The 15837-nt window shown below is 68.5% G+C and carries 18 protein-coding genes; 9 read left to right on the plus strand and 9 right to left on the minus strand.

Annotated features, from left to right (window positions below; all coding sequences use genetic code 11):
- Positions 1-85: 85 nt before the first annotated feature.
- A complete protein-coding gene (locus G406_RS45055; RefSeq protein WP_051341741.1) occupies positions 86-1708 on the plus strand; it encodes a DHA2 family efflux MFS transporter permease subunit in 1623 nt (540 codons plus the stop codon).
- A 4-nt stretch (positions 1709-1712) separates the two neighbouring features.
- Here G406_RS45055 and G406_RS45060 read toward each other — a convergent pair whose 3' ends face one another.
- From G406_RS45060 to G406_RS0106890, 3 genes are read right to left on the minus strand one after another with little or no spacing between them, the layout of a single operon-like run.
- Positions 1713-2264 (minus strand): DUF4188 domain-containing protein, encoded by a 552-nt coding sequence (locus G406_RS45060; protein ID WP_156934708.1) that lies wholly within the window; start codon positions 2262-2264, stop codon positions 1713-1715.
- A gap of 17 nt (positions 2265-2281) precedes the next feature.
- Entirely contained in the window at positions 2282-3070 is a 789-nt protein-coding gene (locus G406_RS0106885) for an ABC transporter permease (RefSeq protein WP_028933275.1), read from the minus strand.
- A complete protein-coding gene (locus tag G406_RS0106890) occupies positions 3067-3945 on the minus strand; it encodes an MlaE family ABC transporter permease (RefSeq protein ID WP_245607034.1) in 879 nt (292 codons plus the stop codon). Before G406_RS0106890 ends, G406_RS0106885 begins: the two co-directional genes overlap by 4 nt.
- An 84-nt stretch (positions 3946-4029) precedes the next feature.
- Between G406_RS0106890 and G406_RS0106895 the strand changes: the two genes are divergently transcribed.
- Positions 4030-4656, plus strand: coding sequence for a TetR/AcrR family transcriptional regulator (locus G406_RS0106895; protein ID WP_037075443.1), 627 nt, complete (start codon positions 4030-4032; stop codon positions 4654-4656).
- A gap of 85 nt (positions 4657-4741) precedes the next feature.
- Positions 4742-5509, plus strand: coding sequence for a nucleotidyltransferase domain-containing protein (locus G406_RS0106900; protein ID WP_028933278.1), 768 nt, complete (start codon positions 4742-4744; stop codon positions 5507-5509).
- Here G406_RS0106900 and G406_RS0106905 read toward each other — a convergent pair.
- The 3 genes from G406_RS0106905 to G406_RS45070 form a co-directional block, all read right to left on the minus strand.
- On the minus strand, positions 5496-6173 hold the full coding sequence (locus G406_RS0106905; protein WP_084215829.1) for a GNAT family N-acetyltransferase: 678 nt from the start codon (positions 6171-6173) through the stop codon (positions 5496-5498). The genes G406_RS0106900 and G406_RS0106905 overlap by 14 nt on opposite strands.
- A gap of 67 nt (positions 6174-6240) precedes the next feature.
- On the minus strand, positions 6241-7197 hold the full coding sequence (locus tag G406_RS45065; RefSeq protein ID WP_051341743.1) for a molybdopterin-dependent oxidoreductase: 957 nt from the start codon (positions 7195-7197) through the stop codon (positions 6241-6243).
- Positions 7198-7300: 103 nt separating this feature from the next.
- Entirely contained in the window at positions 7301-8680 is a 1380-nt protein-coding gene (locus tag G406_RS45070) for an amino acid permease (protein WP_084215844.1), read from the minus strand.
- 241 nt (positions 8681-8921) lie between these two features.
- Here G406_RS45070 and G406_RS0106920 point away from each other — a divergent pair, with 241 nt between their 5' ends.
- The 3 genes from G406_RS0106920 to G406_RS45080 all read left to right on the plus strand — a co-directional run bounded on the left by G406_RS0106920 (position 8922) and on the right by G406_RS45080 (position 11815).
- The gene (locus G406_RS0106920) at positions 8922-9827 is read left to right on the plus strand and encodes a LysR family transcriptional regulator (protein WP_028933280.1); all 906 of its coding nucleotides are present in this window, start codon (positions 8922-8924) and stop codon (positions 9825-9827) included.
- Between the two features lie 78 nt (positions 9828-9905).
- Complete coding sequence (locus G406_RS45075) at positions 9906-10505, plus strand: TetR-type transcription factor C-terminal domain-containing protein (protein WP_051341745.1); 600 nt, start codon at positions 9906-9908, stop codon at positions 10503-10505.
- 89 nt (positions 10506-10594) lie between these two features.
- Positions 10595-11815 (plus strand): NAD(P)/FAD-dependent oxidoreductase, encoded by a 1221-nt coding sequence (locus tag G406_RS45080; RefSeq protein WP_211241054.1) that lies wholly within the window; start codon positions 10595-10597, stop codon positions 11813-11815.
- A gap of 53 nt (positions 11816-11868) precedes the next feature.
- On the opposite strand, the gene G406_RS0106935 is transcribed toward G406_RS45080, so the two are convergent.
- Positions 11869-12672: an SGNH/GDSL hydrolase family protein gene (locus G406_RS0106935; RefSeq protein ID WP_037075444.1), complete on the minus strand. Its 804-nt coding sequence runs from the start codon at positions 12670-12672 to the stop codon at positions 11869-11871.
- Positions 12673-12795: 123 nt separating this feature from the next.
- Between G406_RS0106935 and G406_RS56510 the strand changes: the two genes are divergently transcribed.
- Complete coding sequence (locus G406_RS56510) at positions 12796-12960, plus strand: hypothetical protein (protein WP_156934709.1); 165 nt, start codon at positions 12796-12798, stop codon at positions 12958-12960.
- A 14-nt stretch (positions 12961-12974) separates the two neighbouring features.
- On the opposite strand, the gene G406_RS0106945 is transcribed toward G406_RS56510, so the two are convergent.
- Both G406_RS0106945 and G406_RS0106950 read right to left on the minus strand, forming a co-directional pair.
- Positions 12975-13250: a YciI family protein gene (locus G406_RS0106945; RefSeq protein ID WP_028933282.1), complete on the minus strand. Its 276-nt coding sequence runs from the start codon at positions 13248-13250 to the stop codon at positions 12975-12977.
- Positions 13251-13294: 44 nt separating this feature from the next.
- A complete protein-coding gene (locus G406_RS0106950) occupies positions 13295-14101 on the minus strand; it encodes a helix-turn-helix domain-containing protein (RefSeq protein ID WP_028933283.1) in 807 nt (268 codons plus the stop codon).
- 112 nt (positions 14102-14213) lie between these two features.
- Between G406_RS0106950 and G406_RS0106955 the strand changes: the two genes are divergently transcribed.
- Positions 14214-15068, plus strand: a complete 855-nt coding sequence (locus G406_RS0106955) for an oxidoreductase (RefSeq protein ID WP_028933284.1) — start codon at positions 14214-14216, stop codon at positions 15066-15068.
- Positions 15065-15724, plus strand: a complete 660-nt coding sequence (locus tag G406_RS0106960; RefSeq protein ID WP_028933285.1) for an SDR family NAD(P)-dependent oxidoreductase — start codon at positions 15065-15067, stop codon at positions 15722-15724. The genes G406_RS0106955 and G406_RS0106960 overlap by 4 nt, the downstream gene beginning before the upstream one ends.
- The last annotated feature ends 113 nt before the right edge of the window (positions 15725-15837 follow it).

Below are 15837 nucleotides of genomic sequence, written 5' to 3' on the forward strand. Positions count from 1 at the left end.
CCGAACCACCGGTTGACCATGGAAAACGACGGATTTCGTCTTCATTACTGACTTATATAGCTCTCCTATGCTAAGAACTGAGGTGATGCTTGCTACCGCCACACCGGACGCCGATCGCGCGACCCAGAACTGGCTGGCGCCTCTCCTGGTGCTGATGGTCGGGAGCTTCCTGCCCCCGATGGACAGCGCGATCGTCAACGTGGCGATCCCGCACATCCAGAAGGACCTCGGCGGCGGCAGCGACGACGTCGCCTGGATCAGCACGGCGTTCTCGCTGGGCCTGGCCGTGTTCGTGCCGACGAGCAACTGGCTGGCGAACCGACTCGGGCCGACGCTGCTGCACCGCGTCGCGATGATCGGGTTCCTGCTGGGATCGACGCTGTGCGGTCTGGCCTGGGACCTCAACAGCCTCATCGCGTTCCGCGTGCTGGCCGCGATCCCCGGCAGCATCGTGCCGGTGGTCACCATCTCGATGATCTACCAGATCGTGCCGAAGGACAAAATCGGCGCGGCGATGGGTCTGTACGGACTGGGGGTCGCCGCGGCGCCGAGCTGCGGCCCGACCATCGGCGGGCTCCTGGTCGAAGATCTGAGCTGGCGCTGGATCTTCCACTTCAAGACCCCGATCGGCATCGCCGCCGTGCTCGCCGGGCTGTTCCTGCTGCCGAGGCTGAGCAGGGGCCCCTCGGCGCAGAGGTTCGACTGGTGGGGCTTCCTGACCTTCGGCTACGGCCTCGCCGCGATCATCGTGGTGTCCTCCAAGGGCCAGAAGTGGCACTGGGACTCCTATCTGGTGATGATCCTCGCCGCGAGCGCCGTGGTGTCGCTCGCCCTGTTCGCGGTCATCGAGAACGAGGTCGAGCACCCGCTGATCGACCTGCGGCTGTTCCGGTGCTGGCCGTTCATCAACTCGCTGCTGCTCATCGGGGTGCTGATGATCAGCCTGTTCGCCACGATGTACTACCTGCCGCAGTTCCTGCAGAGCGCACAGGGACTGACCGCTCACTCCACCGGCATGGTGCTGCTGCCGATGGGACTGATGATGGTCGTCCTGGTGCCGTTGGCGGGCGTGCTCTACGACAAGTTCGGTCCACGGCTGCCCGCTCTCATCGGGCTGTCCGGCAGCGTTCTGGGTGCCTACCTACTGGCCACCGGCATCAACGTCGACATGACGAGAACCGAGGCCACCGTCTGGGTCATGGTGGCGGTCCTCGGCGGCGGACTGGGCATGATGCCGATCATGACCAACGGCCTGAACTGGCTGCCGCCGCACCTGGTCGGGTACGGCGGGGCGATGAACAACGTCGTGCAACGGGTGGCGTCCGCACTCGGCGTGGCGATCATGGGCATTCTGGTGTCCAGGGTGAAGGCCCAGCTGTCCTCGGACACCGGCTCGTTGCAGACCGCGTCGACACTGCCGCAGTACCAGAACGCCGACCAGGCGAAGCTCCTCGGTCTCTACAAGACCGCGCAACTGCACGTCCAGGCCATGTCCTACGCCGACATGTTCATCGCCACCGGTGCCGCGACCGGTGTCGGGGTGCTGCTCGTACTGATGCTGAAGAAGCCACCGCCCTCGACCCCGCAGCCCGCGCAACCCACTGTGCCCTCCGAGCCGGTCGCGGTGGAACCGGACGACGACGTGCGCCTGCCGGAACCGCGCGACAGGCGGATCGACGCCGACGCGGTCAGCGCATCCAGGCGGTAGTGCCTCACCCGGTCTGCGTGCCGCGCGCCCCGACATCGTCGACCCCGTCTGGTTGCGCGGCGACGCGTTCGGCACGGCGTTGTCTGGCAAGGCGCTGGCGGGCCGTGTCCCGCGACCTGTCCACCGGGACCGGGCCGAGCGCTCCGCCCAGCCCGAACACCGGCATGTTGACGTACATCGCCTCCGAGTTCCCGGGCAGCACCTGGAAGGTCTCGTGGTAGATACCGACGCTGCCGTCGTTGCCGACCCGCTGGTTGAACTCGCGCCAGGTGCGGGCGTGCGGTGCCTGTGAGTCCGAGGCGAACGCCATCAGCTCGTCCATGCTGCGCCAGTACTGCACCAGGATGAGGGTGCGGCCGAACCAGTACCTGCTCTGCAGCAGGCCGGCGTCACCCCGGTCGAGATAGCGCAGCATGCGCGCCATCCCGGTGAGGATGAACCACCATTTGTCGATGCGCCACCAGTGGTTGAACCGCATACCGATCAGGAACACCACAACACCGTCGTCCGACAGCTCGGCGGTGTAGCGGCCCGGTTGCACGGGATTACTGAACACGAAATCGACCTGCCTTCTCAGTTGGCGACCGGTGCGTTGGGGCTCAGTCCCCAGAAGAGCTGGGTGCCGAGCACCCCGATGATGTGGATGAGCACCATGTTGATCATCATCGAGCGGGCGGTGGCTCTTCCCACCCCGACCGGGCCGCCGTGTGCGGTGAACCCGTGGTAGCAACCGACCAGCACAATGACCGTTCCCATCGCCATCACCTTGAGCTGTGCGTACAGGAAGTCGCCGGGAGTCTGGTACAGCCAGAAGATGTACAGGTACCCGCCGGAGGAGACCCCGCCGAGGTTGATCACCGTGACGAAGTACTCCGCCAGGTACATGATGGCAAGCCCGATGGTGAACAGGAAGGGGATGGCGATCCAGGCCGCGAGCAGCCGAGTTCCGACGAGGTAGGTACGTGACCGGACGCCCATGACCTCCATGGCGTCGATCTCGTCGGCGACGCGCATCGACCCGAGCTCCGCGACGAACCCGCACCCGACCTTCGCGGCGAAGATGTAGCCCCACATGTACGGCGCGAGCTCACGCAGGCCGCACCAGGCGTTGAACACCCCCGAGTACAGCGGCGCCCCGACCTGCTTGAGCGTGTAGGCGGCCTCGGTTCCGCACATCGTCCCGATCACACCCTGCATGGCCCAGATGATCAGTCCGCTGGTCAGGATGAGCACGCCGGCCTGGTGCGCGACCTCGCTCGCGTACCTGCGGGTGTGCGGCAGCTCGCGGATCACGCTGCCGCTGAACCGCACGATCTCGCCCACCGAGGCGAGGGAGCCGCGCACGGTGACCTGGGCGCTCATCGGTAGACCTGCATGTACGGGTGGAGCCCGAGCAGCAACGCGGTGAACACGTAGTTGGTGGAGTAGATCAGCGCGAAGGCGATCACCACGGCCTGGTTGACCGCGCGGCCGACCCCCATCGGTCCGCCCTGCGCGTGGTAGCCCTTGTAGGCGCACACGATGCCGACGATCAGTCCGAACATGAACGTCTTCACGACGCTGCCCCACATGTCCGTGGTGGTGGCGTTCGCCCAGAAGTTGGCGAAGAAGGCGTCGGAGTCGGCGCCGAGCTCGAAGGCGGCGAGCCAGCCACCCAGCACTCCGAACACCAGCGCGACCAGGTCCATCAGTCCGGTCATGATGACCAGCGCGACCACTCGCGGCAGGATGATCACCCGGATCGGGTCGACGCCGAGAACCTCCATGGCGTCGAACTCCTCGCGGATACGCCGGGCGCCGAGATCGGCTGTGATCGACGTACCGATCACGCCCGCGACGACCATGGCGTTGATCCACGGAGCGAACTCCCGGACGCTCGCCATGATGAAGAACGACCCGAGGCGCTCGGGCATGCCGAACAGGCTGAAGAAGTTGCCACCCTGCAGACCTGGCGCACCGAAGCCGAACGCGACGCAGGACACCATCATCGGCATCCAGCACAGTTTGAGGATCTCGTACATCTGGTCGCGGACCTCGCCCCAGTAGCCGAGTGGGCTGCCCACCGAGGTACGCACCACGCGGGCGAGCAGGATCGTCATCCCGCCGGCCTGTTCCAGCGCTCGCGCGACCCCGCCCACCGCGCCGGAGGCCAGCACGGCCGTTCGACCGGGACGATGTCGTGTCGCGGTCGGTCCGGTGTGGACAGCTGCTGCCGACGGCGTCGTTGCCTCGAGCATGACCGTGCTCCATCCATCAGTAAACGGGTGTGTGTTTACTGGCGAATAGTAAGCAAGTCGGTAATCACCTGTAAAGTGACCCGTATGAGTGCGGCAGCGGTGAAACGACAGCGCAACCCGCGAGGTCAGGGCGCACAGCTACGCGATGACATCCAGGCAGCGGCCACGGAGCTCCTGGAAGAGACCGGCAACGAGGACGCGGTCACGCTCCGCGCGGTGGCCCGGCGGATCGGCATCACCGCGCCGGCGATCTACAGCCACTTCCCCGACCGTGAGTCGATCCTCGAGGCGGTCGTCGATGCGGCGTTCGACGACCTGTACGTCGCGGTGTCGACGGCAGTCGCGGCACAGACCGACCCGGTGGATCAGCTGCGCGGTGCGTGCGAGGCCTACCTCGAGTTCGCCGAGGAGCAGTCCGGCAGGTACCACGTCTTGTTCGACCGCCGCCGCACGCTGACCACCGGCATCGCCAAGGCGGACTCCGTCCACACCATGGTCGGCGCCGAGGCGTTCGCCACCCTCATCACCGGGATCGAGAACTGCGTCGCGGCGGGACGCTCGTCCAGCAACGATCCGGTGCGCGACGCGACGGCACTGTGGATCGCGCTGCACGGATACGCCACGCTGCGCACGAACGTCCCATACTTTCCCTGGTCGGAGGACGACGACACGCTGGAGAACCTCGTCCACCGCCTGGCTCGGCTCACCTGATCAGCCCCACCGAAACCGGGTGGACAGCCCTCATACGGTGGTGATCTTGGATTGAGAGCCCACGCCCGAGGGAAGTGATGATCAGGTGAACGACGACGACTTCGTCGCGCACGTCGCGGATCGGCTCATCGCGCTCCCCCACGTCGACGCGGTGACGCTCGGCGGGTCCCGGGCGCAACGCACCCACCGCCCGGACAGCGACTGGGACATGGCGGTCTACTACCGGGACACCTTCGACCCCGGCGACCTGCGCGCCCTGGGCTGGCCCGGCGAGGTGTTCGAGCTGGGCGCGTGGGGTGGCGGGGTGTTCAACGGAGGCGCATGGCTGGAGGTCGACGGTCGGCGCGTCGACGTGCACTACCGCGATCTCTGCTCGGTCGAGCACGAGCTGGCCGAGGCGCGGGCGGGCCGATTCCGGATCGAGCCGCTCTTGTTCCACCTCGCCGGCATCCCGTCCTACCTCGTCGTCGCCGAGCTGGGGATCAATGAGGTGCTGCGTGGACAGCTGCCCCGTCCCACCTATCCGGCGGCGCTGCGTGCGGCGGCGCCCACGGTGTGGTGGAACAGTGCCGAGCTGCTGTTCGGCTACGCCAGGTCGAGCCATGCCGCGCACGCTCGGCTGACCCAGTGCGTCGGGCTGCTCGCACAGGGCACGTCCCAGGCCGCGCACGCCGTTCTCGCGGCGAGGGGCGAGTGGGTCACGAACGAGAAGACACTGCTGTCCCGCGCGGGTCTTGCGCAGGTGGATGAGCTCCTCGCCGACGCGCGGCCCACGTCCGGCTCGTTGGACGAGGTCACCGACCAGGTGCACGGTCTGTGCGGGAGCGCGGTCCGCTCCGCTACGACGGGCTGACCTCGGCGTACCAGTGGCGGCCCCGGGTCCGGCGCCAATGGCGCCCTCGGCGGGTGCCCTCAGGGCCGCCCGGCCCGGCGAAGTCCGGGTGCAGCTCGGTGAAGCGTTCCGCGTCGATACCCATCCGCACCAGGTCCTTGATCCCGCCGTGGAGCAGCTCGGTGTCCCGAGACCGACCCTCCTCCCTGAACCCGAGGCCTTGGTGCAGCGACAGCGAGGACAGGTTGCCGCCGAAGATGCTGACCTCGCACTCGCGGTAACCACGCTGGGTGAACATGAACCCGAGCAGGATGGCTATGGCGTCGCCGGCGTAGCCGCACCGCCGGTGCCGCGGTCCGATACCGATGCCGTAGCTGAACCGTCCGGACGACGGGTCCGCCTCGATCGCGCAGACCGATCCGACGAGCATGCCGCCGCGCAGGGTCTCGATGGCGAACTGCAGGCTGGGGTCCTCAGCCGCGGCCCGATGGGCGGCCCAGTGCCGGTACCCGCCGATTCGCGGGTCGCCACCCCGTGCCGCATCACGGTCGAAGCGGATGAGGGTGCGGAGGTCGGGCCCGGCGATCTCGCGGAGCCGGACCTTGCGGCCCACCGTGCCGGACAGCTCCGTCGACGCCGGCGCACCGGTCCTCGCCAGGCCCCAGCGGGGCCGGTGCATCATCATCGGCGACAACGATACCGAGCCCGTGAACCAACGCCTCGCCGATTCACGCAAGAGTGGAGCGGTGCCGCTAGCGAACACTCAGCGTCACCGAATGCACCTGGTTACGCGCGTCGGCAAGCGGCTGGACCCGTCCGAGGGCATCGGTCGCCCTCGCGGTGATCTCATGATCGCCTGCCTCGAATCGGTGCCGGTGGGAGAACCGCTGCCAGCCGAACGTGCCGGTCGGTCGCCGCTCCAGCTCGGTATCCGTCCAGGATCCACCGATCCGCAGTTGCAGACGCTCGATCTGCGCCGCGCCCCACGCCCAGCCCTCGATCAGCACCTCGCCGGGCGCCCGGGATCCGGGCGCGATGGTGATCAGGCTGGTGACATCGATGTCGCGCACCGGCCTGGGTTCTGAGGATCCTGGTTCGAGGCGTTGGTACAGCCGTGTCGTGAACAGGTGTTCGGGCCTGCGGTCGGTCACGGTGAGCTCGCGGAGCCACTTGACGTTGTTCGTGCCGAAGTAGCCGGGCACGAACAACCTCGCCGGGAACCCGTGTTCCGCGGTGAGCGGCGCGCCGTTCATCTCGTAGGCCACGATGCCCCGTTCGACGGCGATCTCGAGAGGCAGGTCCTTCAGGTACTCGGTGCAGTCGACGTCGTCGAACCGGCCCGAGTCCATGCCCTCGGCCCACAGGGCCGTCGCTCCCGGTTCCACCCCCGCGGCCATGAGCAGGTCGGCCACGGGGACACCGCGCCACACGACGTTCGCCGCGCGCCGGACCGGGATCGAGGGCGCGAGCGGGTTGCCGAAGCACTCCAGTACGGCCGTAACGGTCACCGATGGCAGCGCCCTCAGCCCCGACATGGTGAGTTCTAGCGGCTCGGTGACCGCGCCGCCGATCCGCAACGACCAGTCCCGCTCGGCGACCCGGGCGATCCCGAAGTGCCCGATGACGTACACGTTCTCGATCTCGGTCACCCGGGACCGCAACGCGGTCGGCGGCAGGGTCAGCTTGGTCGGTCCACCCGAACCCGTCATCCCGCCATCCTGGCGCTTACCGGCCCCCCCTCCAACGGCACGAATGTGGCTTTAGGGACGTTCAACGTCCCTAAAGCCACATTCGTGCCAGTGGGGCATGCCGCTAGTCGGGCTGCGAGGCGTCGCGCGAGGCCGAGGCCGGCTCCAGCTCCGGGTCGAAGTCCGGGACCTTGTTCCGGACGGCGCGCCATCCGACGAACAGCGCGATGACGACGACCGGGATCGCATAGAACGACACCCGCTGGGAGAAGTCCTTGGCGAACGCGATGAGCACGACCACCATCAGCAGGAACGCCAGCGTGATGTAGTTGCTGTACGGGGCGAACGGCATCCGGAACTTCGGCGGCTCCAGCTCCCCGCGCGCGGCCATGGCCCGCATCCTGATGTTGGCCACCAGGAACGACGACCACACGATGATCGTGCCGAGGCCCGCGATGTTGACGACGATGTCGAACGCCTGCTGCGGCACCAGGTAGTTGAGCACGACACCGAAGACGTAAACGATGGTGGTCAGGATCAGACCGCCGACCGGGACGCCGCGCTTGCTGATGCGCGCGGTGAACGCGGGTGCCTGTTTGACCGCGGCCAGTCCGTGCATGATCCGGCTGGTCGAGTAGAGGCCCGAGTTCACCGACGACCACGCGGCGGTGATCACCACGAGGTTCATGATGTGACCGGCGGCCGGGACGCCGATGCTGGAGAACACCAGCACGAAGGGCGACTCGTCCGGGCCGTACATGGTCCAGGGCAGGATCATGACCAGCAGCAGCACCGAGCCGCAGTAGAACAGGCCGATCCGCCACGCGACGGAGTTGATCGCCCTGGGGATGATCTTCTTCGGCTCCTTCGCCTCACTCGCCGCGATGCCGACCATCTCCACCCCGTTGTAGGCGAAGATCACCGCCTGCAGGCTGAGCAGAGCGATCGCGAACCCGTTCGGGAAGAAGTCGCCGAACAGGCCGTTGCCGGTGAACAGGTTCTCCGGCCCGGCGTGACCGGTTCCGATGGACGCGTGGGTGACGACCAGGTACAGACCGGTCACCAGGAAGATCGAGATGGCCAGCACCTTGATCATGGAGAACCAGAACTCGAGCTCCCCGAACAGCTTCACCGAGATCAGGTTGGCGGCGAACACCACGACCAGCGCGATGAGGGCGCTGATCCACTGCGGCATCTCCGGCAGCCATTTGTGCATGTAGACGCCGATCGCGGTGAGCTCCGCGATGCCGGTGAACGCCCAGTTGACCCAGAACATCCACCCGGTCACGAACCCGGCCCAGGGGCCGATGAAGTCCCGGGAGTAGGACACGAAGCTGCCGGAACGGGTCCGATAGACGACCAGCTCGCCCAGCGCCCGCATGACGAAGAACGCACACAGACCGCAGACGAGGTAGGCGAGGATGAGTGACGGCCCGATGTCCTTGAGCCTGCCACCGGCACCGAGGAACAGGCCGACGCCGATCGCGCCGCCGATCGCGATCATCTGCACCTGGCGGTTGCCCAGGTCCTTGTGGTAGCCGGCCTGGGCCGGCGGCGCGCCGGTGGCGTCCGCGCTCGGGTTGGTTGAAGTCACGCTCGACCTTTTCTGGGCTGTTGGACTGCGTTGCCTCGGGCTGGACAACGCGCGGTGACCGAAGTCACGGACAGTGTGCCCTTCATCATCGTTTCGGGAAAGTTGGTATGTTCGAACGTAAAGGATCGAAAAAGCCGAAAGATCATAAACGATGCTGGACCTGCGCCGACTAAGGCTACTTCGAGAGCTCCACCGTCGGGGAACGATAAGTGCGGTCGCGGACGCGCTCTCCTACAGCCCCTCCACGATCTCCCAGCAACTCTCCCAGCTCGCGCGGGAGGCAGGTGTCGCGCTGCTCGAACCGGAGGGCCGGCGCCTCAAGCTGACACCCCAGGCGGAGATCCTCGTCGCGCACACCGAGACGATCATGCGGGCGCTCGCCGCCGCCGAGTCCGAGATCGCGCAGTCGATGACCGAGCTGACCAGCACCGTGCGCATCAGCGCCTTCCAGACCGTGAACCTGACCATCGTCCCGGTCATGCTGACGATGCTGAGCGAGGCCTTCCCCCGTCTGCGGGTCGAGGTCATCCAGGTCGACTCGACGACCACCCTGCGCACCATGATCACCCACGACGTCGACCTGGTGATCGGCGAGGAGTACCCGGGATACGCGACCGCGAGGCCCGCCGAGCTGGAACGGGTCGAGTTGTGTGACGACCGGATGCGCCTCGCGCTCCCGCCCGGCGATCCGAGGCAGGACCTCGCCGAGCTGGCTGAGCAGCCCTGGGTGATGGAGCCCGAGGGCTGCGCGTCCCGGCAGTGGTCCATCGAGCTGTGCCGCCTCGCCGGGTTCGACCCGGACATCCGCTACGAGACCAGCGACATCCAGGTGCACAAGAGACTGGTCGAGATGGGCCACGCGGCCGCGTTCCTTCCCGACATCATCTGGATCGACCAGCGACCGACAGTGTCGCTGCGGGCGCTCCCAGGAGGCCCGCACGTGCGCAAGCTGTTCACCGCGGTGGGACGTGGCAGCGGTGAGCACCCGGCCATCGCGGCCTGCCGCGAGGCGCTGCGACACGCGGTCCGCCGGATCGAGGACACCGTGCGCCCCTGACGCTCGGACGCCCCTGTGCCAGGTGAGAGGGACCCGGACCGTGCTCACTAGTATGGCGACGGCTCGGGAGGGGCGTTGATGTCATTTCACGAGGAGGCCTCGGCGCGCACCCGGGAGCATCTCATCGCCGTGGCGGTGCGACTGTTCTCCGAATCCGGGTACGAGCGCACCACGGTGCAGGACATCGTCGGGGCAGCGGAGCTCACCAAGGGCGCCTTCTACCACCATTTCCGCAGCAAGGACCACGTGCTGCGACTGATCCACCACAGCTTCCTCGACGAGGAGATCGAGCGGGCGAAGGAGATCATCGATCGGTCGCCGTCCGCGCCGGAAGCGCTGCGGGAGCTGATCCGTGACCTACTCGAGTCGGTCGAGGTCCATCGGGATCGCATGGCGATCTTCTACCGGGAGCGCCGGTCGTTGACCCCCGAGGACTTCGCCGAGATCAAGGCCAAGCGCGACGAGTACGAGGCGCTCTTCACCGGTGTCGTCGAGGCCGGAATCCGCGACGGAGCGCTCAGCACGCAGGGCGATCCGAGGTTGGTGAGCTTCGGGATCATGGGCATGTGCGCGTGGGCGCACGAGTGGTATCGCTCCGGCCGTGGCAGCAGCATGCAGGCCATCGCCGAGTCCTACTCCGACATGGTTCTCCACGGGTTGGCAACCGACACAGGCTGAGCTCGGTCGACAGGGAGGCCGACAACCGGGTCTCGCGTACATACCCACTGGTCGGTATGCTTCGTCTCGACGGACCGGGAGGAGACGGCGTGCGAAAAGTTGTGGTGGTCGGGGCAGGTATCGTCGGGACGGCGGTCGCCGCGGAGCTGGCCTCGCGGCCGAATATCGCTGTACGCGTGATCGACAAGGGCGCGCCGGGAAGCAACCCGGGGTCGACAGGACGCGCGCCCGGATTCGTGGGACAGCTCAACGAGACCGAGGTTCTCACCGACCTGGCCAGGATGAGCGCGGACCGCTACGACGCGATCGCCCGCGCGAGCGGCGCCGGGTTCCTGCGGGTCGGTGGCGTGGAAGTAGCGCTCGGCGCGGACGGCCTGCGTAATCTGGAGCACCGTGCCGAGCTGGCGCGCGAACGAGGCCTGACGGCCACCCTGCTCGGGCCGAGGGAGGCGGCGGCGCTCAACCCGCGGCTGATCGATCCGGACCGCTGCGTCGGGGGCCTGTTCCATCCCCGGGACGGCGTCGCCGATGGAGCCACGCTGGCCGGGGCTCTCCGGACGCAGGCCGTCCGCGCGGGTGCGGAGTTCAGCTTCGACACCGCGTTCGAGTCATGGGAGACGGTCCGAGGACGGATGCGGCTGGCACGGACCTCGAGAGGCGCGATCGCGGCCGACGACGTGGTCATCGCCTGCGGGGTCTGGGGTCCGGAGGTCGTCGGGCTCGCGGGCCGGTCACTCCCACTGACCCCCGTCGCCCATCCCTATGTGTACGGGACGACGCATCGGATGACCGACCCGACGCCGTTCGTCCGGTGGCCGGAGCGCCATGTCTGTGCGCGCGACCACGGACGTTGCCTGGGCTTCGGCACGTATGACCACGTGCCGGCGCCCGTCGATGTGGTCGGCGCGTGTGCCGAGCAGGCCTGGCCCGGGGAGCCGTTCGAGCCGGCCGTCGACGCCGCGATCGACCTTCTCCCCTCCGCCACCCGGTTCACGCCGGCCCGGCGGGTCAACGGACTGTTCTCCATGACCGCGGACAACCTGCCGCTCGTCGGCCCGGCCGGCCACACCGAGGGCCTGTGGCTGGCCGAGGCGGTGTGGGTGACCCATGCGGCCGGTGCGGCTCGGGCGCTGGTCGAACTCATGCACGGGGAGCAGCCGAGCGCGACGGGAATGGAGTCCCTCTCACCGTCACGCTTCGACACCGTGTCCGCCGAGGAGCTCACCCGCCGCTCGTTGACCCAGTACCACGACATCTACCGCCACGGCACCGCGGCGGACATCGCACGGGCCCGCACGACCGCACCCTAGCGGGCGTCGGGGTCAGTGCGAGGTGGCAGGGGACTTCCATGACGGGTGCCGCGTCATGGGGTGTGCGCCTCCGGGACGGGACGCAGGTGGGGGCGCTTGGCGGAGCGACCGTCGCCAGACGAGCGGCCGGCGACCCGGCGGACGATCCAGGGGCCGAGGAAGGTGGACGCCCAGCGCAGCTCCGCGACCGGACCCGCGTGCCGGCGGCCGGCGTGCTCGGCAGCGACCGGCCGGGTCCAGCTGTCATCGCTTCCGGGTACCCGCAGCGCGTGAGCAACGGCCGATGCGATGAGCTCGTGGCCGAGCGCGTTGGCGTGGAGCCGGTCCGGCCCGAAGAACCGCCGGTCGGCCACCGCGTCGTGACGGGCGGCGTCCGCCACGACCACGTCCTGACGTGCCGCGGCCGCCCGGATTCGCTCGTTGAGGCGCTCGACCCGTGGCCTCAGCGGCCGCGCGAGCGGCGCGATCCTGGCGACGTCGGGATAGGTGAGCGTAGCGACGCACGCTCCCGAGGCCCGTAGCGCACCGAACATCACCTCCAGCTGACCGGCGACCTCGTCGGCGTCGAAACCCGGGCGCAGGAGATCGTTGACCCCGGCCACGACCGTCACCAGGTCCGGCCTGAGCGCGATGGCCGCATCGAGCTGCCCGGCGCGGACCTCACCCGCGCGTCGGCCACGCACGGCGAGGTTCGCGTACCGCAGGTCCGGGTTCACCCGGGCCAGGCGCTCGGCCAGACGATCCGCCCATCCCCTCAGGCCGGTGGCGTCGTCTCCGTCGCCCACACCTTCGGTCTGGCTGTCGCCGATCGCCACATAGCGGTCGAATCGGCCGTCGTACTCCTCGCCCTGCTGCACCAGGCGACGATAACCGAAATATCACGGCGTTACGATTCACCATCAGGTCGTCCCGTTTGAACGTCACCGGTGCGAGGCCGTACCGTCGACGCACTCGGAGTCCCACACCTTTGGAGGCAGGCCGTGGTCCGCTACCGAGGGGCGAACGAGATCGGCGACGACACGCCCCCTGATCGGCTTCCCGGCACGTCGGACAGCACGCAGTTCTGGGCGACGATCGTCTGGAGCGCGTTCGCGCTGGCGATCGTCGTTCTCGCGGCGATCTTCCTGCCCCTGCCGACGGGCTGAGCGCCCGCGCACGCTCACCCCGTCGGTCCGCTCCACGGCCGGGTCGGATGGAACTCGACGATCCGCGCGGTCGCCACGCCGTTGACGATGAACGGGTCGGCCGCGAGTGCGGCTTCGACCTCCGCCCGCTCACCCTCCACCACCATGAGACCGCCGGTGCGTGGCTCCAGACGACCGGCGAGGCGTACCATCCCGAGGGCGAAGAGCCCGTGCGGATTGTTGTAGTGCTCGTCGAGCAGCTCGTCGATGCGTTCGAGCGGGCCCTGATAGGTCAGCTCCACCAGAAACATGCCCCCCAGGTTATTGCGCGGGCCCGGAGCGGTGGAGGGGTCTCTCAGGTGAGGGTGCGCAGCATCTCGTCGTCGGCACTGCCGGGCGAGGGGAAGTACACGTACAGGACGTGGCCCTCGGGTCCGGTGAGCGCAAAGGTCTCGAAACCCAGGCGCAGGACACCGACGCCCTCGACGCGCAGCTGCTTCTCGCCCATCGTTCGCTCGTACACGTCGTGGGAGTCCCACAGCGCCCGGAACGTCTCACTGCCCTCGCGCAGGTTCGCCACGAAGCCGTCCAGCTCGCCTCGGCGCGCTCCGGCGGTGGCGCGCAGACCGGCGACCGCCTGTAGCGCGATGTCGTCCCACTCGGGGTACACCGTGTGTGCGCGTGCATCGAGGAAAGTGAACTCGATCAGGTTGTGGCCCGGACACCACGCGGGGTTGACCCGGGCCGCGAGTGCGGTGCCGGCCAGGACGTCACGGCGGGGCCCGACGACGAACGCGGGCAGGTCGGCCCACCGTTCCAGGAGCCGCAGCACACCGGGCCGGACGGTACGGGCGGGCGCCACATCGTTGCCCGCCGGTTCCAGCGGCGGTGTCGCCAGCGACCACAGATAGGTCCGCTCGGTGTCGTCCAAACGCAGCGCCCGTGCCAGCGCCAGCAGGATCTCGCGGGAGGGATGCCGGTCGCGGCCCTGCTCGATGCGGGTGTAGTACGAGGGACTGAGTCCGGCCAGCAGCGCCAGCTCCTCGCGGCGCAGCCCTTTCACCCGCCGCCGGGTGTTGTCGATGACCCCAGCGGAGGCAGCGTCGATCCTCTCCCTGCGACTACGCAGGAAAGCACCGAGCTGGTTGTCGTCATGCTCCACCCGACCGACGCTACCGCTGTCGAACTGTGGCCGTCCGCCGCGAGCCTGACCCCGCGAGAGCCACCCTCAAGGGGGTGAGGCGCGATCCTCGGCTCGTCACTTTCATGGAGTCATGCGGAACGACAAGAACACACCGAACGTATGGCTGATCACAGGATGCTCCCAGGGTCTCGGCCGGGCGCTGGCCCGGCACGCCCTGGAACAGGGCGACCGCGTGGCCGTCACTGCTCGCGACCGCGCAACGGTGGCCGATCTCGCCGCCGAGTACGGCGATCACGCACTCGCCCTGGAACTGGATGTCACCGTCCCCTCCTCGGTGGCCGAGGCGGTCCGGCAGTGCGAGCGGACCTTCGGGTGCATCGACGTCCTGGTCAACAACGCCGGATACGGCTACCTGGCAGCCATCGAAGAGGGCGAGGACAGCGCGGTCGGCGCGCTGTACGACACCAACGTGCACGGCGTGGTGACGGTCCTGAAGGCCGTTCTGCCCGGGATGCGTGCCCGCCGCCGAGGGCGCATCGTCAACGTCTCCTCCTTCGGAGGTCTGGCTGCCTTCCCCGCTACCGGCTATTACCACGCGACCAAGTTCGCGCTGGAAGGCCTGTCGGAGTCGCTGGCGGCGGAGGTCGCGCCGCTGGGCATCGCGGTGACGATCGTCGAGCCGGGAGGTCTGCGCACCCAGTGGGCGGGAGGCTCCATGCACCAGTCCCCGATCCGCCTGGAGGACTACGAACAGACCGCGGGCGCCCGCCGTGAGTCGACGCTGGCCGCCTCCGGCCACCAGCCCGGCGACCCGGCTCGCGCCGCCGAGGCCATCGCGGAGGCGATCGGGGCCGATGCGCCACCACGGCGGCTGCTGCTCGGCTCCGACGCGCTCGCCGGAACCCGTGCCCGCCTGGAACGGATGCGCGACGAGATCGATGCGAACGAGGCACTGACGATGAGCGTGGATGGGGACTGGCGATGAGCGACAGGGGCGCATTCGTCGTGGTCGGTGCCGGTCCCGGTCTGGGTGCCGCCGCCGCGAGAAGGTTCGGCCACGAGGGACATCCGGTCGGGATCGTCGCACGCGACACCGCGAACCTGGAGAAGATCGCCTCCGGCTTGGTCGCCGAGGGCATCACGACGGCGTCCGCCGCCGCGGACCTCACCGACGGGAAGGCACTCGCCTCGGCGTTCGACGTACTGCGGCGGCGGCTCGGCGCCGTCGAGGTGGTGCTGTTCAGCCCACGGCCGAGCGTCGAATGGATCAAGCCGGTCCTCGACACCGCACCGGCGGACCTCGAGAGCGCGCTCGCACTGAACGTCGTGGCCGCGGCGGCGGCCGTACGGGCGGTGGCACCGGACATGCGCCGTCAGGGCTCCGGCACCTTGCTGTTCACGACGGGCGGTGCCGCCGTCGAACCGCACCCCGACCGCGCCGTGTCCGGTGTCGCCTACGCGGCCGAGTCGGCGTACACACGCATGCTCCACGACGCGCTCGCCGAGGACGGTGTGTACGCCGCGCAGGTCACGATCGTGGGGCCTCTCGGGTCCGGAGCGAGGCACGAACCGGACGACGTTGCCGGGGAACTGTGGCGGCTGCACACTGCACGTGACCAGCCACTGGTCATCCTGCGGTGACGGCTGCCGGCCCGGATTCGGCACATGCGTCGATGTGCTGAACCCGGCAACTCGCTGTGCTCAGACCGCCGACTCGCCGGGAGCCCGGCAACCACCCGCCGCGAGTCGGGCAG

Origin of the sequence: Actinospineispora spinosispora DSM 44797, from assembly GCF_000429025.1 — a bacterium.
GTDB lineage: Bacteria > Actinomycetota > Actinomycetes > Mycobacteriales > Pseudonocardiaceae > Pseudonocardia > Pseudonocardia spinosispora.